A 21337-nucleotide genomic window follows, 5' to 3' on the forward strand; every position below is an offset into this window, starting at 1 on the left:
GTCACATTTATTAACATGAATAATGTAAAAATGCAGTAAAAATAAGCTTTACAAGCAATTTACACTTAAAAAATGGGATAATTTAAATCTGAAAATGGTTTAAAAACACATAAAAAAACCAAAATCATGCAGATTTCGGTTTAATAAATTTTAGCAAAATTCTGTAATAAAATTACACTTTGATGACTTTTACGATTACGAGATAAAGATGAAGAAACTAAATTACAGGAAAACATACTGTTGTCAGTAGTTGCGCTTTGCTGACTTGCTCGGGGGAGTTTTCATACACTTCAAACGGCTTCACTGACTTATTGCACTTTATCTCTTTATTTCTTTCCATTGTGTAGAGTGTTGTCCAGACATTGCCTAAGTGCTGATAATCTCCAGTATGCGTAATTTGGTAAACCAGTACTTTGGGGACATGATCAAAGACAAATTCATTTGGCAGATTATCGGGTTGTTTGCCGACGGCTAGAGCGGCAGTGTAAATTGCCTCTCCTTTTACGACATCCCGCTTATGATATATAGACATCGCCTTTCAGGGTTTCAAACCTTCCTGGCCATCAACATAAGCAAGTACTTTATTAAAATCCCTAGTCATGCTGTCACCAATATCTTCCAAGCGACAGCGAGTCTTGATGCCAATATACGGGGTATGAGGAAACGGCGCTTCTCCAACAAACGACATAGCAGAGGCAATACTGCTGGTTTCCACCCATTCTTTTAACATACTTAAACCACGCTGGTAATCCATACCTACATATTTCTCCGTGGCTTTTTTCATCCAAAACAAAAAGAAGGGCAAAGCACTATCCATTGTCCAAGTAACGTGGGTCACATCATCCTGTGTGCTTAAGTGAAACGACACATCAGCGTATGATTTCCAAGGCTTTAAAAAATTGAGTGCATATTTGACTATTTTGGCGTTGCCTTCGTCCAGCTCACTGACTATGGTCATGTTTCCTGAACCGACTCTGCTACCATCCCAACTGTAATGCTTACCATCTTCGTCAACTTCCACTTTTGCGTCCGGCTCCATCAATAGCCATGGAGACCAAACCTGCCATTTATGAAAGTCATTTACAACTTCATAGACACTGTCTATTGTCGCTTTAATATCAACGGATTTTTCAATGTGTAATCGAGGCATGACGGCTAGTTCCTTGTCTTTATTCGAGACGAACGCAGTCCCCTACATTTAGGGTAAATCTGCGTCCACCAAATTTATCATTAACTTCAACTCTGTATTGCCAATAGGTACTACTAGAACCTGTACAATTTTCAATCAAAAAATAGCACAAATTTATTTTCCTGTAAGCAAGGTCGTATATTTGTGTAGCCAAGCTTTTGGTTCTGTTGACAATTTAATGTGTAGTGCTAACAAGGGCGTATTTCCAAGTACCCTAGCCTTGTGACCGATTCCCTCATCTTCAAGGGTTTTCAGGTGTAAATAATCAGCGGCGATAAATTGCTCACCCAAACCAAAACGCCGCTTTTCTCCAAGCCGCGTAACAAGCTCGATAGCGCCTTGTTGAATAGTAATTAAAGTCGGATCGCCAGCAACATGCCAATCACTCTCGTAGCCACTTTCGCTAAAGCGATGACGATAGTTTAAAGCGGATTGTCGCTCTGAGATAAACATACCATTATAGTCGCTCAAACTCAGTGAGAGTGTTTTAAAGATAGATTGCTCGTGTTGATTAATGGTAAGTACAGGTAGTTGAATAGAGTTCATAAGCGTTTGAATACTAATAGTAGACGCCACTTCCCTTTGTTTTTTGGTAAAGAGGCCTCAAGAGATAAGATAAAACAGATCTTACTAGAACCTTTTGTTAAAAACCTCTACTATTAGCATCAAATTGTTAACAATTTGAGAAGTTATTAATGAATCAACCCCAACGAAATGCCTTGTATTATGCGTTCATCGTCGCATTAGGTGGTTTTATTTTCGGCTTAGATATAATGTTAATATCTGGCACACATGAGTATACAAAAGCGGAATTTGGCCTCACTTCGCTTCAACTGGGTAATATTGCCGCAGGTCCCGGCTACGGTGCACTACTTGCACTGTTGTTCGCGGGTTACTTTAGTGACAAATTTGGCCGCAAAAACACCTTGATAATCATTGCCGCCTTATACACCATATCGGCAATAGGATCGGCTTTTGCGCCAAGTTATTTTTGGTTGTTTATAGCAAGGCTAATTGGCGGGCTAGCATTTACGTCTTTGAGCCTCGCATCTATCTATATCGGCGAAATTGCCCCCGCAAAAATGCGCGGCAAGCTTGTTGGTATGAACCAGCTAAACATCGTCATAGGTGTGTTTGTTGCCACATTAGTGAATTACTTTTTAGTCAATACGGCACAAGAAGCGCCAAGTTGGGCGCAAGCAATATTGCTAGATGAACAACATGTATGGCGCTGGATGTTAGGTGTTGAAATCATTCCTGCGATGATTTGGCTAGCCTTACTCTTCGTCATTCCTCGCAGCCCTCACTGGTTGATTTTAAATGGGCACCAAAAAGAAGCAGAGTCGGTAATGGAAAAAATTCGTCCTGCTGAAGACGTTGCACAAGAAATAAACGACATAAAAGTCAGTATCAATAGTGCTGAGAGCACGCCCAGCTTGCTAGAACAAGCAGAAGCAATATTCAGTAAACCAATGAGAATAGCCCTGTTGATAGGCGTATTCATGGCTTTAGTTCAGCCACTTACAGGTATGAACGCTATGTTGGCATTCATGCCCATGATATTCCAACAAGTGGGGGGTGACAGCTCTGCCTTTGCGCAATCCGTAGTGGTCAACCTTGTTGGTATTTCATTTACGATTTTAGCTATGCTATTGATTGATAAACTTGGTCGGCGTTTTATATTACTTGGCGGCCTCACGGTCGGCACGGTAGCAATGGCAATCGTGGCTTTTGCGTTTTTCAATGCCGTCTATGTCATTACGCCCGATACCCTCTCTGCAATGAATGTTGCCGTTGAAGATGCCGGAAAATTTGCCCCTCTGCTCAATACTGAGTTTTACAGTGACGTCGATATAAAAGAAGCCGTGCTAGGCACTGTTGGTCAAGAAATGTACTCTACCGTAGAAGCTAACCTGATTATTTCTACCGCGAGTATGAATGGCACACTCGTGTTTATAGGCATCGTTACTTTTGTTTGTGCATACAACTTTTCTATTGGGCCTATCCTTTGGATATTGTTCTCAGAGGTATTTCCGACAAAAGTACGCGCACTTGCCATTACTGGATGCGCGTTTATTACCTCAGTATTTGGGGGCGTAGTGGTGCCTACCTTATTTCCAGTACAGATGGAAACTATCGGTGCCGCTTTCACCTTTGCAATTTACGGCGTAATGTGTGCGATTGGCCTGTTTGCAATGGCGAGTATTTTGCCAGAGACCAAAGGAAAGTCTATTGAGGAAATCGAAGAAGAATTAAAGGCGCGCAGTTTAGGTAAGACCTAGTTTGAATTGCTAACTTCCACGATTAATTTTGATAAAGAATTAAGGCAAGAGCATAAGCTCTTGCCTTTTTTATTGGCTTGACGCTATGGCTAGAGCTTGCGGAATCTGCGCCTCACACAGCTAAACGCTGATAACAATCCCAACACCAACCAAGTTGTACTTCCGCCACCACCGGAAGAATCTGACTGCGTCGGCGGTGGTGAAGCAGGAGGGGGCGTCGTAGTCGCAGGCGCGTTCACCGTCACGGTTGTGGAAGACGAAAATCCACCGTCTTCTGTCGTTACCGTTATCGTGGCACTCCCTGCAGATACCGCCGTCACTTGCCCTGCCTCGCTAACTGTGGCAACAGCCGTATTGCTAGACGAAAAGCTTAGATTCGTATTTGATGCATTGTCAGGCGTAATAGCTACCGTTAACGATTCACTTTCCCCTTCCGTCAGTGTCAGTGACGCGGGTGTCAAAGACACACCAGTTACAGCCAAGCTTGTATTTCTAAGCTCATCACTAAACGTAAATTGCTGTAAGCTTACGCTTGAAACATGGCCACCATCATCAGAAAAAGTAATTTCAACCACATTGTTGTCTTGCAGTAAGCTATTCGAAACTGGGATTTCGAGCAAACCAAAAAACTGGTCGCGATTAGCCTGATCATCACCTTTTACATTGCTCGGCACTGCTAGGCTGGCACCATTAAAACGAACCGTTGGTTGCAAAGATTTACCATGTTCACGACCTAGACCAACTCGAAGTATTGCCTCGCCAAATTCGGAAACCGAAACATCATTTATGTTAAATACATCAGCCTGATTTGCCGCAATTTCCTGCAAATAGGTGTCTGCATAATACTTTGTTTCAGTCGATGTTTGATCCAAGCTTATCGCTTTGTCATAGGTAAACTCAATGACTGCCGACGCTTCTCGCCCTAGCGTAAATGTACTCAAACTTTCACTTTGCTGGCTTTCTGTTAGCACTGGTACACCAGTGTCATCTGATCCCTGAATATGCAAATGTTTTATTCTTACATTTTGCAATACTGCATCAGAATCACTCTGCATGTTTAAAGACACAACTTCGTCGTTTTCATTGAGATTAGATAGAGCAAGATAGACCTTATTGTCATTGACGTAAGCGTCGATAAGAACATCAGAGTTAGAAACACGCGCATCGACTCGATTACCCACGACATCAGACCAAAGCTCAAAGAACTTAATCTGTTCAGTAAACACGTAGCCAGAGCCTGTTTCACCTTCTGCCTCTCCCACTTCTCTGAGCAAGCGCCAATCGTATTTATTGCCATTCTCTTCCGAGTGCCACAGTGCTTTCGTTAATACAAATGGCACGGTTTTCAACATCCGATCTGGCTTTGCCATAAACTGCATCATCATCGGCGAAAACGACTTCATAAAATGCCAGTCACGGTTTGCTGACCAATCCTGAAAAACCTCTAGCTCGTGATCTCGCCCACCGTATTCAGAAATAATAAATGGCTTCACTTCTCCTAAAGCGAGCAGACTGTATTGCTCCATCAGGTCTAAGGTCGCCTCAATTCTGCTGCCTTTAAAGTTAACATTGCTGATACAACATTGATTGGTTTCTCTGTTCCAAATAGTATTGAAGTCATATAAGTGGATAGAGAAGAAATCCATATGCTCACCACTGGTGTCAATGAATAACTTCATTCTTTCTTCCCAACGAGCAAAGTCGCGCTCTTCGAATATTGGGAATGCCGTTGTATACCCGCCAATGAGCACATCACTATTTACGCGGCGCACCGCACTTGCTACTTCGTTGTGATAATTGAATATTGCGAGAGGATCGCCCCCTTCAGTATCCACGTATTCAAATAACGGTTCGTTGACAATTTCTAAAAACGGCGGATTTGGATGCCCCTCGCTTACATCAGTACTACCCACAGGGCGGTATGCATGATTGAGGTATAAGCCCATGTACTCACCAATGGCGTCGTTGTTCGCAAAGGACCACCCACCAGCGCCCGTGTGGGTGTTCGCAAGCACGCTATCCCCTGCCCACATGGGGTGCAACTGCCCACCCACCATCAATGACTGAGAGCGGTCGTCGTATTGATTTCTGTCAGCGGCATTGGCGTAGTTATTTCTTATCCAAACTGGGTAAGATTGCAGATGATTGGGATCGGCATAACCTGGGCGATTGGGATCTTCGTTAACTTGTGAGGCAACCCAATTTATGGTGCCATTGTCGCGACCAAAATAGACGTTCAAGCTCATCAGATAATCAAGTTCTGCTTGGCTGTTATTCCATTCGTTACCATTTACTGCATCGTGCATAACAATATACTTGCTGCGATCAAATTCGCTGTGGCCATCCACGCTATGTTGAACATTAATATTTACAGTTGCTTGCGTATTTGCATTGGCATGCAAAGAAAACGCTACAGACATTGCTAGGCATGTCAGTTTAAGGGACGTACTTCTCATTCAGATTCCTCATTGCCATGGTAACTATTTTTTAAACAAAGGTTAGCATTTTTATTGTTTAATGTTAACAAACTAATAATAAACCACTTTAATAAATGCGCTATTATTGGTCACAACACGGTATAAAAGAGCGCTAGACCGCCCAATACCAATGGAACCGTGGTGAGAGTATAATTGGAAGTTTCCCTTTCCTTTGTCGCAAAACCGCTGCGGGTATATCCATATACGCTTTGATTTTTCATCCATGAAAAATAAATTTTGCGAAAAAAGAAGGGGAAACTTCCAAGCATAATCCCATCGTGCAATACGATACGTTCGTTGTATTCAAAATTAAGATTGGTTTTTACGATTAGACCAATCTAGTGAATGAATTGTTACAAGAAAAAATGCTTTGTTAGTCTTTTCCCGACTTAGATGAACTGAGTCTAGTCAACTAATACAGAGGAAAAAACATGCAAACAAAATCATTTTTTAAGGTGTCTGTTCTAGCAGGTCTAGTCACAATGACACTGGCACAAGGGGCATTTGCGCAAGAGCACAAAACGGTAAGTAAGCCCAAGGGTGCTATCGGTATGGGCAAAGTTGCGCCAAATCAAGCAAAAAATAACTTATTCTGGTGGCCAGATTCTCTCGACTTAAGCTCTCTTCGGGATCATGACAGGCGTTCCAATCCATTGGGTGAAGACTTTGATTACGAAGCCGCTTTTGCTCAACTAGACATGGCCGCATTAAAAAAAGACATCAATGCAACACTCACAGATTCACAGGCTTGGTGGCCAGCCGACTGGGGTAACTATGGTCCGTTTTTTATACGGATGACATGGCATGCCGCTGGCACCTATCGCACGCACGACGGTCGCGGCGGCGCGGGTGGCGGGCAACAACGTTTTAATCCACTAAACAGCTGGCCTGACAATGCTAACTTAGACAAGGCCAGACGTTTACTTTGGCCAGTCAAACAAAAATACGGCGAACACATCTCATGGGGTGACCTAATTGTTCTGGCGGGCAATGTCGCACTAGAAAACATGGGCTTCGAAACTTATGGCTTTGCAGCTGGACGAGATGATGACTGGGAGCCCGATTTCGTATACTGGGGGCCAGAAGTAGAAATGCTCGCGAGTGACAGGCGAGACAGCAATGGTGAACTGATCAAGCCTCTCGCAGCCGTACACCAAGGCTTGATCTATGTAAACCCAGAAGGCCCAGGTGGCGTGCCTGATCCCCTAGCCTCTGCACGCAGTATTCGAGAGTCATTTGGTCGCATGGCCATGAACGACGAAGAAACACTGGCCTTGATTGCGGGCGGACATACCTTTGGTAAAGCCCACGGCGCCAAAAAGCCAGATAACTGTGTCGGGGTTGAGCCTGGAGCAGCACCCATTGAAGCGCAAGGACTCGGCTGGAAAAACAGTTGTGGTAAAGGTCACTCTGAAGACACGATAACAAGTGGTTTAGAGGGCGCATGGACCCAAGCACCGACACGATGGACATCTTTATATCTAGCTAATTTGTTGAACAACGATTGGGAACAAACTCGCTCACCTGCAGGCGCAATTCAATGGGTTCCAAAAGGTGGCGCACTAAAAGGCTCGGTTGCAGACGCCCACGTAAAAGGCAAATTCTCGACGCCAATTATGTTTACATCTGACTTGGCTTTAAAAGAAGACCCCGCCTATCGCGAGATTGCTGAGCGCTTCTTGGCCGATCCTAGGGAATACCAAAAAGCGTTTGCTAAAGCATGGTATAAGTTGACCCACCGCGACATGGGACCTAGAGCAAACTATTTAGGTAATGCTTTTCCTGACGAAGCGCTCATTTGGCAAGATCCAATCGATAAGCCTGATTACAAGCTAATTGACGAGAAAGATATCGCCAAACTCAAGGCACAAATATTGGACTCAGAACTGTCTGTTCAATCTCTGGTGCGTGTTGCTTGGGGATCGGCAGCTTCTTATCGTGACTCTGATATGCGTGGTGGTGCAAATGGTGCGCGTATAGCACTTGCTCCTCAAAAAGATTGGGCGGTAAATAATCCACAAGAACTTGAACAGGTACTCAGTGTACTAAAGGGTGTCCAAAAAGACTTTAACAGCGGAATATTTAAGTCCAAGCAAGTATCTCTAGCGGATTTAATTGTATTAGGTGGAGCGGCAGCGATTGAAAAAGCCGCGGCAGATGCTGGATTTGATGTGAATGTACCGTTTGTGCCCGGTCGTGGCGACGCCACACAAGCACAAACTGACGTCAACTCGTTCTCAGTTTTAGAACCCAAAGTAGATGGCTTTAGAAATTTCTACACAGAAGGTTATTACCTCTCTCCCACTCAAGCATTGATCAATCAAGCAGACCAACTGGCATTGACCGTACCTGAAATGACTGTATTGATTGGTGGGATGCGTGTACTAGGAGCAAATACGGACGGCAGCAATACCGGTGTACTAACCGATAAGCCAGGCAGACTTAGCAATGACTTTTTCGTGAACCTTTTGGATATGTCGACCAAATGGGAAAAAGCCGGCACAGGCTATGTCTATAAAGGGGTAGATCGGGCGACAGGTCAAGTAAAGTATACGGCAAGCCCCGTTGATCTTATCTTTGGTTCGAGCAACGAATTGCGCGCCGTAGCAGAAGTCTACGCTTTTGATAACTCAAAGGAGCGTTTTGTAAATGACTTTGTTAAGGCTTGGTCTAAAGTCATGCAAAATGACCGCTTTGATTTAAAATAAGTGAACACACAACGGAGCCTTAGGGTTCCGTTGTTTCCGATTTCTGCACTTTGAGCGTACATGTAATGCAACACATAATTTGTTTAATCTTAGTCAGTCTGAGCATGATGTTTACCAGTACCCTGACTATGGCTGAGAATATAGACAACAATACCATACGAAAACAAGCCTTGAGCACTATCGGCTTAATCCCTGCAACTATGCCAATGGCAAGCCATGACACAAAAAAACAAATCGAACTTGGTGAAAAACTGTATTTTGAAACGGCATTGTCAATCAATCAAAAACAATCTTGTAATTCGTGTCATAACATTCTTGCGGGTGGACATGGCGTTGATGGCCTCCCAGTATCGATTGGAACATTAGGGAGTGTGGGTAAACGCAACGCCCCGTCCACATGGAATGCAGGGTTTCAGTTTGCTCAAAATTGGGATACGAGTGCACAAAGTTTAGAGGAACAGGCACACAAGCCCTTGCTTGACCCAAATGAAATGGCCATGCAATCAGAGGCGCAAATTCTTACTCGCCTTGAGTCATACCGTTCAGCTTTTGAGGAAGCATATACCGAAACCAAAGATCCATTATCACTGCAAAATGTAATGCACGCACTAGCTGCTTTTCAGCGCACACTGATTACTCGAGATAGATTCGATCAGTTTCTCAGAGGTGATGACAATGCCCTGTCCAAGATTGAAAAGGAAGGTTTCATTGCTTTTCAAAAAAATGGCTGTTTAAGTTGCCACAGTGGTCCACTAATGGGTGGTCAATTTGCCATGAAAATGGGCTTGGTCATACCTTACCCTAACACAGAAGATAAGGGCTTAGGAGCGCTTACTGGTCGGCCTTCACATAACTATTTGTTCAAAGTACCTATCTTACGCAATGTCGCCAATACAGCACCTTACTTTCATGATGGCAAAGGAAAAACACTAGAAGAAGCGGTATTCTTAACCGGCTGGCATCAACTTGGCAAAAAAATGAGTGAGCAAGAGGTTAAACAAATTACTGCATTTCTTAAAAGCTTGGACAATGTACAAGCGTACGTTCAATAAAACCGATTGAACCTATCGTTTTATCTACTTGGATATTAAACACAGCCATTGCCATACTGAGCTCCATAGAAATGTAGAGCTTAGAAAAAAGGAAACAAACATGTCAGTCACTAACTCCATCGGATTAAATATTGAACAGAGTCAAGAATTAGTCAAATCACTAAACAAACTGTTGAGCAGTTACCAAATTCAATATATGAATTCACGGGCTTTTCATTGGAACATTCGAGGCACAAAGTTCTTTGAGCTGCATGTAAAATTTGAAGAAATCTACAATGACTTGCTACTAAAAGTTGATGAAATTGCGGAGCGAATCTTAACGATAGAAGGAACGCCTTTGCACGCGTTTTCAGATTACATAGCAAATAGTATAATAAACGAAGCTAAAAATATTACTGATGGCAATCAGGCAGTGAACAATCTTTTGTCTGGGTTCACTACGCTGATTGTAGAGCAGCGCAAAATTCTCTCGCAGGCAGGCGAAGCCCAAGACGAGGGCACCGCGTCCTTGATGGGCGATTACATCAAAGAGCAAGAAAAACTAGTGTGGATGTTAAAAGCTTACTTGGGCTAGCTTAACAAATACATCACGGTTTTAAATGCTGCGCCAAAAACGCCCAAGTAATATTCCAAGCCTTGATTTGATCTGCTGTGTCTTTACGTTGAAGTGTATCCAAATCTACTTGTCGGTTAAAATAGTGCCCATTTGCTGGATCTTGCCATACCATAGCTGTGGCAAGCTCTGGCTTTTTCGCTTGTAAGGCGTTGACTAAGGCTTCGGTTTCGACAAAGTCTGCATCGTCATCGTTTGTAGCGACCATGACTAAAGCCGGTATTTTTAACTTATCGACATGAAATAAAGGTGAGCGGTCAATATATACATCAGGCTTCTCGTGCGGTAAAGCGGCTATACGAGCTTGTTTTGTAAACACCTGCTGGTACTCTGGTCCTTTGTAGGCCATTCGAAAGATTAAATTAGATACGGGTACAAAGGCTACTACAGCTTGAAACAGCTCCGGAGCCTCGCGTGTAACCGCCAGAAGACTGATGAGCCCACCGTGACTCCACCCCATAACACCAATGCGGCTGCTATCAACTATCGACACGGAAGATTTCAAATAGTTAGCAGCGGATATGGCATCATTTACCTCATAGCCACCGTAATCAAGTGCATTGTAGTATTCCTCGCCGTATCCCGAAGCCCCTCTGTATTCCGGCGCGATAACGACATACCCTTGTTCAATTGCCTCTTTAATAAAAGGAAAGTAATTGATGCCAAAATAGTCATGGATACCGCCATATACCCATACAATGGCTGGATGCTTACCTTCGCCTTTTGCTTTAATAGGCTTAAACACGTATGCAGGAATCGCTAGTCCGTCTACCTCACTTTTAATCTTGACTTTATCAAGCTTCATATGCCCTTTTGCTGCTTTAAACAAAATGCTGTCCAATTTTGCCGTTCTAGCCAGTGCCGCCTCATGATCTATTGCAAAAACTGGCAAAGAAATAACCGCTAAGATAAGCGATAGGAAGGCAGACGAAATAAATGATGTTATTGTTATTTTCATAGTTATACTGATTCAGATTGTTTGCACAAAAAATCTACGTTACCCCGAGTTCGTCAGGAATGGAAACATTGAGAGTCTGAAGGCCAACAAGCAGTCATGGCGGACTAATAGTTACAAGATCATCAACAAGGAGCATTGATTGTTTCAAACAAATTTGCAGATGGAAGAAGCATATCGCTTTTCTCGCTTTGATATTAGCAACCCACTAGCTAGTTGCTCGGCACACCCTATCGTGTTAGAAGATCGCAATTGGACGACCTGTGAGCACTACGTTCAAGTCAAAATCTTGCGTTCAAAGTCGCAAGCCGACTATGCTGATAAACTGCCGACAGCGGAACAAGTCATTGCGTATGCCAAATCTTGGTTTCGACTTAAAATCCCCAATCACAAAAAAATACTCCCCGTTCTCATGACTCGCGCGTTGTATACAAAAGTGCAAATGTATGACGAAGTGAAGGATGCCCTACTAGCAACAGGGGATAACCTGATTATCGAAGGCTCTCAGTACGACTATTTTTGGGGCGTTGGACGTGACTTGCGCGGTTACAATCACCTTGGAAAAACTTGGATGAATATTCGAGATAAAATAAAGCAGGACGCAAAAGCAGGTTAATTTGTTTGGCTGTCATGCGCGCCCTAGAGGCTGAATCAATTGATCACGCAAACTCAATAATCCACTTTTCGCCGCAAAGCCTTAGTTTTTCCATCGCGCTTTTTACTGTCGAGGCGTTTGCGTTTGGCACTTAAGCTTGGCCGTGTCGCTTTCCTCGCTTTTAGTTCTTTGGTCACCGATAAAATGACTTGTTTTAAACGTTCGATAGCATCAATACGATTTTTTTCTTGGGTACGATAACTCTGCGCCTTGATGACAATATCCCCCTCTTTCGAGATGCGCTTGTCTTGTAAAGCCAATAGCCGATTTTTATACTTTTCATCAAGCGACGAATTTTGAATATTAAATCTCAGATGGATAGCACTTGATACTTTGTTGACATTCTGCCCACCACTTCCCATTGCTCGAATAGCACTAAGCTGAATTTCATCTTCTGATATGTGTATATTGTGGCCAATTTCAATCATTGTTCAAGTCTACTCGCACGGCATTACAACAAGGCTTTACAGCCTAACAAAACTAAAAGCAGCGTATCACGCGATAAAGAAGCCGGACAGTGTAAAAGATCATTAAAAATAAGCCATTGATTTGTTTTCGACCGTAATATTCAAGTTTTGGATATATGCGCGGCGTAGAACTCGTTGACTGGCCTGAGTTACCAGAAAATATGGAACTTGAGTTAGAAGCCATTGCACTGCATGGTTTAGAGGAAAATTTTGAAGTATTGGAATCCCTTAGTCTGCAAGAGCATCAGGAGCTGGCTCAAGAAATCTCTCCAGCAGCGGTCGCTTTGCATCGCTATTTTTTAGCTCAGCGTACACCAAATTTTATGAACCCCAAGAAGAAAACCGTAACAAACAGACCCAAAGTCGGCCGCAATGAGCCATGCCCTTGCGGTAGCGGGAAGAAATTCAAAAAATGCTGTTTACACTAACTATGCAGTTTAGCTTGATAAAAATTCTTCGGGACTAAGTGAAGACTTAAGACCACTCAGTTCAAGGCATCTTACATCTCAAGAATTGTTTGAAAACCGCCGAATATCATTCGTTTTCCATTAAACGGCATGGTACTCATATCCCAATCGCTAAACCTTTTGTCTTTCATTGCCGCCTTGTTTCCTGCTTCACGAGCGGCTTTAGAAGGCCACACTATCCAAGAAAATACGACTATTTCAGATTCATCACATTTCACTGCCATAGGCAACGAAGTAAGCTTGCCCTCGGGTACATCGTCAGCCCAATTTTCTACTACCGCAAGGGCACCATGGTCTTTAAACACCTCAGCCGAAGTGCGTGCCAAACGAAGATATTCTTCCTTTTTATCCTTCTTTACCGGCATCACATAGCCGTCTATATAGCTCATTTTCTCTTCCTCTACCAAGAATCAACCTTTGTTACTGTATACCCTTTTTGCTAGGAAAGCCCATTTTTAACTCGTCAGCCAGAGGCTTTTAAGGTAAGCATTGGGTCGTCAGGACGGTATTTAAGATCTCTACAACGGCGTCACACTCATGATCAATGTGCGCAAGAACATTAAATCCAACGTTATCTCCGCATAAATGAACACGTAGCAATCCATAACAATGAAAGTACATACGCAAATGCTATTGAGATAATGTCAATTAAATCAAAATATAAGTAATTAATAAATGTTTGAACTAGCTCGTAAGTTATTGACGCGATGAGAGCGGAATGAGCAGGTTTGTAACGTCTTAGATCAGAATAAAGTTTTATGAAAAAAAGCATGCAATAATATCCGAAAAAGCTTGGGTACACGTCAATAAAGAAGTTAGTCTCGTGGTTAGTTCGAATCCCTGATATGTCAATAATTAAGACAACACTAAAGGATACTATCATCAACCAAAGATTTACGTTTTTTTTGTTCTTTGTCCCAGGCTTTTTAATCATTGCTTAAAACGAACTTCTAACCATTACAGTTTCTTGACATTTGACCAGAGCAACTGCGATTAGCAGGGGCGTTTTCTTTTGCATATTTCAAAAATGCCTTCCCTGCTGCTTTTGCAGCATCATATGTTGCAGCTACTACAAGCCCAATACCTATAGCTCTCGCACCACCAGTTACTTCATTTAATTGTTCCCAATTGAGTTCTTTCATCTGTAATATTTTCCTTAATAAAAAAAGTTCTAACATATTTTGCAGCAAGCAAATCACTAGTTTTATTTTGCTCGTTAACTGCAGATTAATTATTCATATTTTTCGTAAAACAAACAGCTGTACTCTGTTATGAATCGGATATCCTATGTAGCTCATGAAAAACGCAATTATGAAGATATTGATGTTGAAGCCGTTCAACAAGCGCTGTTAAAACAACAGCGCTCTAAATAACCTTTGATCCATGATCGGGATTTCTCTGTGATGGCCTTGGTTCGCTTGCTTAACCTAAACTCATCAAAAAATGAAATCAACAGGGTCATTTTATGATTCCTCCAGGGACGTGTTAGCTAACACCAACCGTTCAGGCAGAGCAATTGAATCCCACTCTCTGGCCGTGCAACCTTTAGTACTTTATAGCATACCCTTTTTGCTAGGAAAGCCCATTTTTAACTCGTCAGCCAGAGGCTTGTAAGGTAAGCATTGGGTCGTAAGGATGGTATTTAAGATCTCTACTACCGTGTCATTTGACTCAGAACGTATATTTTTTTAATACTAAAAGGGTATTTTTTTACTACATTTCGTATTAATGTTCACCTATAAAATACTTTGCGTTAGTGTTCATGTCGTCAACTAACTAGAGGAATGACACATGAAAAAAGCCAATTTCGTCCTAATTTCAATACTCACATTATTTTCATTTACCACACTTGCAGAAAGTGGCGCTTCTCATCACAGCGGACAAGCGAGCAAACACTCAGTATTAGCAAGCGGGCATACTATTGCGTCCACCAGTGTTGTCGCCAGTGCAGTAGTGGCTGTGCCATTAATTTCCGCTGGCACCGTCAGTGTCGCTGCTGGAAACACAATAGCAAAGTCGAAAACAGTAGTTGTTAAAACGAAAACTACAAATAACTGTGATACCCCGCTCATCATTACCGAAAAAGTGATCACGGTTGACCCAGCTCCCAACAAAATAAACCAGTAAACAAAGTTAAAACGGAGGCACTATGCGAGTCTTACTATTTATCTGTTGTTTGCTACCTCTAAGCACATTTGCAGGTAGCCAGACTAACCCAAAAGCCATCTTTGCACCTGAGCGTATAGTCAAATTTTCAAAGGAAGTAGAGCGATATGCGGCACAACAAGGCGCGAGAGCCTTCATTATTGGACGTGTAGGCAGACATCCCAGTGACTTACCCAGAGATATTTCATTCACCCATACCGCCATAGCAGTGTATTCAAGCATCACTCTAGACAATGGCGAAATTACGCAGGGCTACGCCATTCACAATTTGTATCAAAAACCAAACGATGCCAGTCATTCAGTACTCATGACCGACTACCCCGTCGATTTTTTCTGGGGCGCACAAGATTTGAAAGCAGGCTTAATTATCCCAGAGGCAAGTGTGCAGTTGGCATTGCTTCAGCTGTATGCCAATGACAAAGCTAAAACCTTACACAATGACAAATATTCCGCCATTGCTAATCCTATTAACAGTCAATTCCAGAACTGCACGGAATACACATTGGATTTGATCAACGCCGCCATTTATCAAACCACCGATATTCAGAGGCTAAAAGCCAATGCTCAGGCTTATTTTTTACCACAGCCAATCCACAAAAGTCGATTAGCCTTGGGCATAGGCAGTGCATTTATGCCAGATATCACAACCAGTGATCACAAAGGAAAGGTCAAAACCACCACTTTTACATCAATAGCTCGTTATCTGCATCAATACGACCTGTTAAGAGAAGCGACAGTCATCGATCAAAATCTTAAGGCCAAGCCACTGATTTAAGGCTTTGGTTTGTAACCGATCATTAGGGGCTGTTTATCTTATGTGGGACAAACAAATCCAGCACCAGAGCGCTGCGGTTGGACAAATACCCTTGCTTATTTATCTAATTTATATAAATTAGATAAATTAGATAAATAAGCATTAAAAGAAGAATAGCCTTATGAAAGAGCAAGCGATCTTCGACCATATCAAACATGCATTAGATGATGCGCCACGCAATCAGTACACCACTGAGTTGCATCTGCAAATGATCAAATACGCAGATAGCTTAAAAAGCATGACTGCCAAAGAGTTTTGCGAAGGTGTTGGCCTAAAACCCAGCTTCGGCACTGAATTTTCTAAAATGCGTAATCTCACTCACCGTTTAAAAGCCGCAGGCTTAAACACCGACTTGCTCTAACAGCGCTCTATCACAAGGATTTAAAAGAACACACATGGCAATTAAAAAGACAGAACTTTATTCATCATTATGGGCAAGCTGTGACGAGCTGCGTGGCGGGATGGATGCCAGCCAATACAAAGACTACGTGCTAACCATGCTTTTCATGAAGTACGTTAGCGATAAATACAAAGGCGACCCATATGGCATGATTGTCGTGCCAGAAGGTGCAAGCTATGACGATATGATAGCCGCCAAAAACGACAAGGAAATTGGCGATAAAATTAATAAGATCATCGCAGCCCTTGCGGAAGAAAATGACCTCAAAGGCGTGATAGACGTTGCCGACTTCAACGATGAAGACAAGCTCGGAAAAGGCAAAGAAATGGTAGACCGCCTAACCAAGCTAATCGGTATTTTCCAAGGCTTAGATTTATCTTCCAACCGTGCTGGCGGTGATGATTTATTAGGTGACGCTTACGAGTATCTAATGCGCCACTTTGCTACTGAATCAGGTAAATCTAAAGGCCAATTCTATACACCATCGGAAGTGTCTCAAATTCTAGCGAAAGTGGTAGGCATTAAAGAAGACACTTCTCAAGATGCTACAGTGTATGACCCAACTTGTGGTTCAGGTTCTTTGTTATTAAAAGCTAGTGATGAAGCTCCACGTGGTTTATCTATATTTGGGCAAGAAATGGATGTAACTACATCTGCACTATCTAAAATGAACCTGATTTTACATGGACATGTATCTGACATACGAACAATTGCTCAAGGGAATACACTTTCATCTCCAGCTTTTAAAGATGGAGCATCATTAAAAACATTTGATTTTGCGGTTGCCAATCCTCCATTTTCAAATAAAAACTGGACCAGTGGCTTAACCCCAGAAAACGATTTATATAACCGTTTTACTTGGGGTATTCCACCGGAAAAAAACGGTGACTACACCTTCTTACTGCACATTATCAAAAGCTTAAAAAGCACAGGTAAAGGTGCGGTGATCTTACCCCACGGTGTATTGTTCCGTGGTAATGCTGAAGCTACGATTCGTGAAAATCTTATCAAACAAGGTTACATCAAAGGCATTATTGGTTTACCTGCCAACTTATTCTACGGCACTGGTATTCCTGCTTGTATTATCGTGATTGATAAAGAGCACGCACAAAAAGCCATTTTTGAATCAAGTGGTAGCTTTAACGATGGTGATGAAACACTACCAACCGTATCAGGTCGCCCAATCTTTATGATTGATGCCAGCAAAGGCTTTATCAAAGATGGCAACAAAAACCGACTGCGCAGCCAAGACATTCATAAAATTGTTGATGTATTTAACAAAGGCTTAGAGCTTGAGCGTTACAGCCGCTCAGTGGGTATTGATGAAATTGCCGCAAACGACTACAACCTTAACATACCGCGTTATATCGACTCGTCTGAACCAGAAGACTTACACGATTTAAGTGCTCACCTGCAAGGTGGCATTCCAAACCGTGACATTGATGCCCTTGAGCATTACTGGCAGGTATTCCCTAGTATTCGTGCAACTTTATTTAAACCAGAACCAAATCCAAAAAGAAGCGGCTACAGCCATGCACTCGTTGAAGCAAGCCAAGTAAAAAGTACCATTTTGGCTCACCAAGAATTTAAAGACTTTGCCGCCCGTAGCCTATTTCCATTCAAACAGTGGATACCTGAAGCCAAATTAAAAGAAATCAAAGTTGGCGACAACCCGAAAAGCTTTATCTTTAACATTTCAGAGAATTTATTAAACAGCTATGCCAATAGCGACCTATTGAGTAAATACGATATTTACCAAATCCTTATGGATTACTGGGCTGATACCATGCAGGACGATGTATATGTATTAGTACAGGACGATTGGCAAGCAGGTAATACCTTACGCGAACTAGTTGCGGTAAAGGGCGAGAAGCTTAAAGAAACACCTGACTTAATCATCAACAAGCTTAAGTACAAAGCTGAGATTATTCCACCAAGCTTAATGGTTGCCCGTTATTTTGCTGACGAACAAGCGCAAGTAGATGCCCTGCAAGCCAAACAAGACGAAGCCTCCCAAGCTCTTGAAAGTTACCTTGAGGAACATGCTTCTTCTGGAACTGGGAGCGAAGACGGCTTATTAGTTGAAGCCCTAAACGATAAAGACAAAATCACCAAAGCCAGCGTTGCCGCCAGAACAAAACTCGCAACCGATGCAGATGAAGTTAAAGCGCTGAAACAAGCAACTAAGCTATTTAATGCAGAAGCGGCAGCCAAAAAAGCTGTTAAAGAAGCCCAAGAGGCGTTGGATTTAAAGGTATTTAACCAATATCCAAAACTCACTATTGATGAAATCAAAACCCTGATTGTCGATGACAAATGGCTTGCTACATTACAAGCCAATATTGTTGCTGAAATTGAGCGTGTTACCCAACAAATGGCAAACCGTGTTAAACAACTGGAAGAGCGCTACAGCACGCCATTACCAACCCTAGCGCAATCTGTTGACGACCTTAGCGATAAAGTTGCAGGCCACTTAAAAGCAATGGGTTTGCCAATTGGTTTGGAGTGGAGTGAATGAGTCATAATCAAGTTAAGCTCAACCAGTTAGCCGACTCAATAGTCACCTTTATTGAACAGGCACGCGCACAAGTTCGTCATGCTGTTAACAGTGCGATGGTGCAAAGTTATTGGCAAATCGGCCGGGTAATCGTTGAAGACGAGCAACAGGGTGAAAGCCGCGCAGCCTATGGTAAACAACAACTACAGCAATTGTCACACACCCTAACCGCAAGATTGGGTAAAGGGTTTGATGTAACCAACCTGCGTAATATGCGCAGTTTTTATCAGGCATTTCCAATTCGAGAGACAGTGTCTCTCGAATTAAGTTGGTCGCATTACAACCGATTAAGTAAAATTGACAACGCCACTGCGCGCCAATGGTATCAGCAAGAAGCAATCAACAATAACTGGAGTGTGCGAGCATTAGACAGACAAATAGCATCCCTGTATTACGAGCGTTTACTCGCCAGCAAAGATAAGCACTTAGTGGAGCAAGAAGCACAGACCAACACCCAGCCACTGGTCGAAACCGCCAAAGACTACCTACGCGACCCTTACATTCTCGACTTTTTAAACTTGCAGGATAAAACCTATCAAGAAAGCGAGTTAGAGCAAGCCATTATCAGCAATCTGCAACAGTTTTTATTAGAGCTCGGCAAAGGGTTTGCATTTGTTGAGCGCCAACAACGCATTCGTTTTGATGACGAGGACTTTTATATTGATCTGGTGTTCTACAACTTCAAGCTCAAATGTTTTCTATTGGTTGACTTAAAACTCGGCAAACTTAAACATCAAGACATAGGCCAAATGGACACCTATGTGCGACTTTACGATGAACAACGTAAAGGCAGTGATGACAACCCCACCATTGGCCTAGTATTGTGCAGCGAAAAAAGTGAAGCGATAGTGAAATACTCGGTACTTGCTGAGCAAAAACAACTCTTTGCCGCCAAGTACTTACCTTATTTACCCACCGAACAAGAACTAAAACAAGAACTAGAGCGCGAACGCGCACATGCTTTGGCAAAATTACAACATAAGGAGCTGGGCGATGACGCATAGAATGGAATACCGCGTAAAACAATTGGAAGAACGCTATAGCACACCACTGCCAACATTAACTCAGTCTGTCGATGACCTCAACGATAAAGTCTCAGGCCACATAAAAGCAATGGGCTTGGAGTGGCCACTATGAGTACTTTAGAACAAACAGTTCCACAGGGGTATAAACAGACTGAGGTTGGTGTTATTCCTGAAGATTGGGAAGCTAAATCTGTTGGAGATGTTACTGCTTGGCTATCAGGTGGGACGCCAAGCCGAAAACGTGAAGATTATTGGCAAGGAAATATACCTTGGATTAGTGGCTCAACCTTAAAATCTTTAGAGCTTTCAACATCCGATCAGAGCTTAACAAAAGAAGGGGTTGAAGCCGGAAGTAAAATGGCCCCATTCAATTCAACATTGTTATTGGTTCGAGGGAGTGCACTTCATAACGAGATCAGAGCCGGATTGGTGGTAGCTCCTTTATGCTTTAACCAAGATGTGAAGGCTCTAATCCCTAATAGCAACATTGTACCAAGGTACTTAACTATTTATTTGCTGGCAATGGAATCTGAGTTGCTAAAGCTAGTAAGTTCTGCGGGAAATAGCGCTGGTGTTTTAGATACAGAACTAGTTAAAAACTTCAAATTTTTAAATCCACCACAAGAAGAACAAGCCGCCATTGCCAATGCCTTATCCGATGTCGATGCGCTGTTAACGGAATTGGAAAAGCTGATCGCGAAAAAACAAGCGATTAAAACCGCCACCATGCAGCAACTGCTGACAGGCAAAACCCGTTTACCGCAATTCGCCACTTACACCGAAGAAGAATGGCAGGCCAGACACAAACATTCGTCTGGAACGAATGTTAACGTCGGAGCTTGCGACGACGGCTCGAAGAGCGGAGGCATGGATAGCCGACGTAAAGGCACAAAGCCCAGCGAACTAGGCGAAATCCCTGAGGATTGGGATGTGTTTACGTTTGGTATGTTGGCGCAACCGTCTAATAAGCGCGTTAACCCTCAGATTATGGGAGGTGGTGATTTCTGCATCGAGCTGGAGCATGTAGAACAAAATAAGGGATGCCTTAGAGGATCAACAATAACTTCAGAATCATCAGCGATCAAAACTGTCTTCGGTAAACAGGATGTATTATTTGGCAAGTTGAGATCTTACCTTCGTAAGTATTGGTTAGCTGACAGAGATGGGGTATGTTCGACTGAAATTTGGGTATTAAAACCGCAAAATAATTTAGTTATTTCACCTTTTCTCTATCAATTGGTTCAAATGGATTCATTTATAGCTGCAACAAGTGAAGCTTATGGAACACATATGCCTCGAGCTGATTGGAATGTTGTAAAAAATCACTTTATCAGAGTACCAAGGATTGAAGAACAAACCGCCATCGCCACCATCCTCTCGGATATGGATAACGAAATCCAAACCCTTGAACAGCGTTTAGCAAAAACCCGCCAAATTAAACAAGGCATGATGCAAGAGCTACTCACTGGCCGTACACGTTTGCCATGGAATAAGTCAATGGAGATGTAAG

General features: G+C 42.7%; 21 protein-coding genes. 13 read left to right on the plus strand and 8 right to left on the minus strand.

All coding sequences use genetic code 11. From position 1 onward, the window contains the following. Positions 1-217: 217 nt before the first annotated feature. From ACFOHL_RS04625 to ACFOHL_RS04635, 3 genes are all read right to left on the minus strand, one after another. Positions 218-532: a GyrI-like domain-containing protein gene (locus ACFOHL_RS04625; protein ID WP_376919033.1), complete on the minus strand. Its 315-nt coding sequence runs from the start codon at positions 530-532 to the stop codon at positions 218-220. A 6-nt stretch (positions 533-538) separates the two neighbouring features. Further along, positions 539-1150 (minus strand): SRPBCC family protein, encoded by a 612-nt coding sequence (locus tag ACFOHL_RS04630; protein ID WP_376919034.1) that lies wholly within the window; start codon positions 1148-1150, stop codon positions 539-541. A gap of 153 nt (positions 1151-1303) precedes the next feature. Next, positions 1304-1765: a hypothetical protein gene (locus ACFOHL_RS04635; protein WP_376919035.1), complete on the minus strand. Its 462-nt coding sequence runs from the start codon at positions 1763-1765 to the stop codon at positions 1304-1306. 119 nt (positions 1766-1884) lie between these two features. Between ACFOHL_RS04635 and ACFOHL_RS04640 the strand changes: the two genes are divergently transcribed. Then, on the plus strand, positions 1885-3471 hold the full coding sequence (locus tag ACFOHL_RS04640; protein WP_376919036.1) for a sugar porter family MFS transporter: 1587 nt from the start codon (positions 1885-1887) through the stop codon (positions 3469-3471). A gap of 89 nt (positions 3472-3560) precedes the next feature. Here ACFOHL_RS04640 and ACFOHL_RS04645 read toward each other — a convergent pair whose 3' ends face one another. Next, positions 3561-5927 (minus strand): Ig-like domain-containing protein, encoded by a 2367-nt coding sequence (locus ACFOHL_RS04645; RefSeq protein ID WP_376919037.1) that lies wholly within the window; start codon positions 5925-5927, stop codon positions 3561-3563. A 452-nt stretch (positions 5928-6379) separates the two neighbouring features. Here ACFOHL_RS04645 and katG point away from each other — a divergent pair, with 452 nt between their 5' ends. The 3 genes from katG to ACFOHL_RS04660 all read left to right on the plus strand — a co-directional run bounded on the left by katG (position 6380) and on the right by ACFOHL_RS04660 (position 10282). Continuing rightward, complete coding sequence (katG, locus tag ACFOHL_RS04650; protein WP_376919038.1) at positions 6380-8656, plus strand: catalase/peroxidase HPI; 2277 nt, start codon at positions 6380-6382, stop codon at positions 8654-8656. Positions 8657-8721: 65 nt separating this feature from the next. Next, positions 8722-9708, plus strand: coding sequence for a cytochrome-c peroxidase (locus ACFOHL_RS04655; RefSeq protein ID WP_376919039.1), 987 nt, complete (start codon positions 8722-8724; stop codon positions 9706-9708). Between the two features lie 100 nt (positions 9709-9808). Next, the gene (locus ACFOHL_RS04660) at positions 9809-10282 is read left to right on the plus strand and encodes a Dps family protein (RefSeq protein WP_376919040.1); all 474 of its coding nucleotides are present in this window, start codon (positions 9809-9811) and stop codon (positions 10280-10282) included. Between the two features lie 13 nt (positions 10283-10295). Here ACFOHL_RS04660 and ACFOHL_RS04665 read toward each other — a convergent pair whose 3' ends face one another. Next, on the minus strand, positions 10296-11279 hold the full coding sequence (locus ACFOHL_RS04665; RefSeq protein ID WP_376919041.1) for an alpha/beta hydrolase family protein: 984 nt from the start codon (positions 11277-11279) through the stop codon (positions 10296-10298). 139 nt (positions 11280-11418) lie between these two features. Here ACFOHL_RS04665 and ACFOHL_RS04670 point away from each other — a divergent pair, with 139 nt between their 5' ends. Next, positions 11419-11892 carry an NADAR family protein gene (locus tag ACFOHL_RS04670; protein ID WP_376919042.1) on the plus strand — a complete coding sequence of 158 codons (474 nt, stop codon included), beginning with the start codon at positions 11419-11421 and terminating at the stop codon, positions 11890-11892. A 53-nt stretch (positions 11893-11945) separates the two neighbouring features. Here the strand turns inward: ACFOHL_RS04670 and arfB are convergent, their stop codons facing one another. Further along, a complete protein-coding gene (gene arfB, locus ACFOHL_RS04675; protein WP_376919043.1) occupies positions 11946-12359 on the minus strand; it encodes an alternative ribosome rescue aminoacyl-tRNA hydrolase ArfB in 414 nt (137 codons plus the stop codon). A gap of 155 nt (positions 12360-12514) precedes the next feature. Here arfB and ACFOHL_RS04680 point away from each other — a divergent pair, with 155 nt between their 5' ends. After that, on the plus strand, positions 12515-12826 hold the full coding sequence (locus ACFOHL_RS04680; protein WP_376919044.1) for an SEC-C metal-binding domain-containing protein: 312 nt from the start codon (positions 12515-12517) through the stop codon (positions 12824-12826). A 71-nt stretch (positions 12827-12897) separates the two neighbouring features. Here the strand turns inward: ACFOHL_RS04680 and ACFOHL_RS04685 are convergent, their stop codons facing one another. Together ACFOHL_RS04685 and ACFOHL_RS04690 are read right to left on the minus strand one after the other, a co-directional pair. Continuing rightward, on the minus strand, positions 12898-13254 hold the full coding sequence (locus ACFOHL_RS04685) for a DUF1428 domain-containing protein (protein WP_376919045.1): 357 nt from the start codon (positions 13252-13254) through the stop codon (positions 12898-12900). A gap of 561 nt (positions 13255-13815) precedes the next feature. Next, on the minus strand, positions 13816-14007 hold the full coding sequence (locus tag ACFOHL_RS04690; protein ID WP_376919046.1) for a hypothetical protein: 192 nt from the start codon (positions 14005-14007) through the stop codon (positions 13816-13818). 649 nt (positions 14008-14656) lie between these two features. Here ACFOHL_RS04690 and ACFOHL_RS04695 point away from each other — a divergent pair. The 7 genes from ACFOHL_RS04695 to ACFOHL_RS04725 all read left to right on the plus strand — a co-directional run bounded on the left by ACFOHL_RS04695 (position 14657) and on the right by ACFOHL_RS04725 (position 21336). Then, positions 14657-14992 carry a hypothetical protein gene (locus tag ACFOHL_RS04695; protein ID WP_376919047.1) on the plus strand — a complete coding sequence of 112 codons (336 nt, stop codon included), beginning with the start codon at positions 14657-14659 and terminating at the stop codon, positions 14990-14992. Between the two features lie 22 nt (positions 14993-15014). After that, positions 15015-15806 (plus strand): DUF2145 domain-containing protein, encoded by a 792-nt coding sequence (locus ACFOHL_RS04700; protein ID WP_376919048.1) that lies wholly within the window; start codon positions 15015-15017, stop codon positions 15804-15806. Between the two features lie 160 nt (positions 15807-15966). After that, complete coding sequence (locus ACFOHL_RS04705; protein ID WP_376919049.1) at positions 15967-16206, plus strand: HTH-like domain-containing protein; 240 nt, start codon at positions 15967-15969, stop codon at positions 16204-16206. A gap of 34 nt (positions 16207-16240) precedes the next feature. After that, positions 16241-18763 (plus strand): N-6 DNA methylase, encoded by a 2523-nt coding sequence (locus ACFOHL_RS04710; protein WP_376919050.1) that lies wholly within the window; start codon positions 16241-16243, stop codon positions 18761-18763. Beyond that, positions 18760-19806 (plus strand): PDDEXK nuclease domain-containing protein, encoded by a 1047-nt coding sequence (locus ACFOHL_RS04715; RefSeq protein ID WP_376919051.1) that lies wholly within the window; start codon positions 18760-18762, stop codon positions 19804-19806. Before ACFOHL_RS04710 ends, ACFOHL_RS04715 begins: the two co-directional genes overlap by 4 nt. Next, positions 19796-19939, plus strand: coding sequence for a hypothetical protein (locus tag ACFOHL_RS04720; RefSeq protein ID WP_376919052.1), 144 nt, complete (start codon positions 19796-19798; stop codon positions 19937-19939). Before ACFOHL_RS04715 ends, ACFOHL_RS04720 begins: the two co-directional genes overlap by 11 nt. Further along, complete coding sequence (locus ACFOHL_RS04725; protein WP_376919053.1) at positions 19936-21336, plus strand: restriction endonuclease subunit S; 1401 nt, start codon at positions 19936-19938, stop codon at positions 21334-21336. Before ACFOHL_RS04720 ends, ACFOHL_RS04725 begins: the two co-directional genes overlap by 4 nt. Position 21337: the final 1 nt, after the last annotated feature.

Origin of the sequence: Agaribacter flavus, assembly GCF_042646125.1 — a bacterium.
GTDB classification, from domain to species: Bacteria; Pseudomonadota; Gammaproteobacteria; order Enterobacterales; family Alteromonadaceae; genus Glaciecola; species Glaciecola flavus.

Excerpts from the sequence above, each read along its gene's own strand:
- ACFOHL_RS04720 (WP_376919052.1), top strand. The coding sequence starts at position 19,796 with ATGACGCATAGAATGGAATACCGCGTAAAACAATTGGAAGAACGCTAT.
- ACFOHL_RS04705 (WP_376919049.1), top strand. The coding sequence starts at position 15,967 with ATGAAAGAGCAAGCGATCTTCGACCATATCAAACATGCATTAGATGAT.
- ACFOHL_RS04695 (WP_376919047.1), top strand. The coding sequence starts at position 14,657 with ATGAAAAAAGCCAATTTCGTCCTAATTTCAATACTCACATTATTTTCA.
- ACFOHL_RS04715 (WP_376919051.1), top strand. The coding sequence starts at position 18,760 with ATGAGTCATAATCAAGTTAAGCTCAACCAGTTAGCCGACTCAATAGTC.
- ACFOHL_RS04625 (WP_376919033.1), bottom strand. The coding sequence starts at position 532 with ATGTCTATATATCATAAGCGGGATGTCGTAAAAGGAGAGGCAATTTAC.
- ACFOHL_RS04645 (WP_376919037.1), bottom strand. The coding sequence starts at position 5,927 with ATGAGAAGTACGTCCCTTAAACTGACATGCCTAGCAATGTCTGTAGCG.
- ACFOHL_RS04725 (WP_376919053.1), top strand. The coding sequence starts at position 19,936 with ATGAGTACTTTAGAACAAACAGTTCCACAGGGGTATAAACAGACTGAG.
- ACFOHL_RS04665 (WP_376919041.1), bottom strand. The coding sequence starts at position 11,279 with ATGAAAATAACAATAACATCATTTATTTCGTCTGCCTTCCTATCGCTT.
- ACFOHL_RS04710 (WP_376919050.1), top strand. The coding sequence starts at position 16,241 with ATGGCAATTAAAAAGACAGAACTTTATTCATCATTATGGGCAAGCTGT.
- arfB (WP_376919043.1), bottom strand. The coding sequence starts at position 12,359 with ATGATTGAAATTGGCCACAATATACACATATCAGAAGATGAAATTCAG.
- ACFOHL_RS04700 (WP_376919048.1), top strand. The coding sequence starts at position 15,015 with ATGCGAGTCTTACTATTTATCTGTTGTTTGCTACCTCTAAGCACATTT.
- katG (WP_376919038.1), top strand. The coding sequence starts at position 6,380 with ATGCAAACAAAATCATTTTTTAAGGTGTCTGTTCTAGCAGGTCTAGTC.
- ACFOHL_RS04660 (WP_376919040.1), top strand. The coding sequence starts at position 9,809 with ATGTCAGTCACTAACTCCATCGGATTAAATATTGAACAGAGTCAAGAA.
- ACFOHL_RS04685 (WP_376919045.1), bottom strand. The coding sequence starts at position 13,254 with ATGAGCTATATAGACGGCTATGTGATGCCGGTAAAGAAGGATAAAAAG.
- ACFOHL_RS04630 (WP_376919034.1), bottom strand. The coding sequence starts at position 1,150 with ATGCCTCGATTACACATTGAAAAATCCGTTGATATTAAAGCGACAATA.
- ACFOHL_RS04655 (WP_376919039.1), top strand. The coding sequence starts at position 8,722 with ATGCAACACATAATTTGTTTAATCTTAGTCAGTCTGAGCATGATGTTT.
- ACFOHL_RS04690 (WP_376919046.1), bottom strand. The coding sequence starts at position 14,007 with ATGAAAGAACTCAATTGGGAACAATTAAATGAAGTAACTGGTGGTGCG.
- ACFOHL_RS04640 (WP_376919036.1), top strand. The coding sequence starts at position 1,885 with ATGAATCAACCCCAACGAAATGCCTTGTATTATGCGTTCATCGTCGCA.
- ACFOHL_RS04680 (WP_376919044.1), top strand. The coding sequence starts at position 12,515 with ATGCGCGGCGTAGAACTCGTTGACTGGCCTGAGTTACCAGAAAATATG.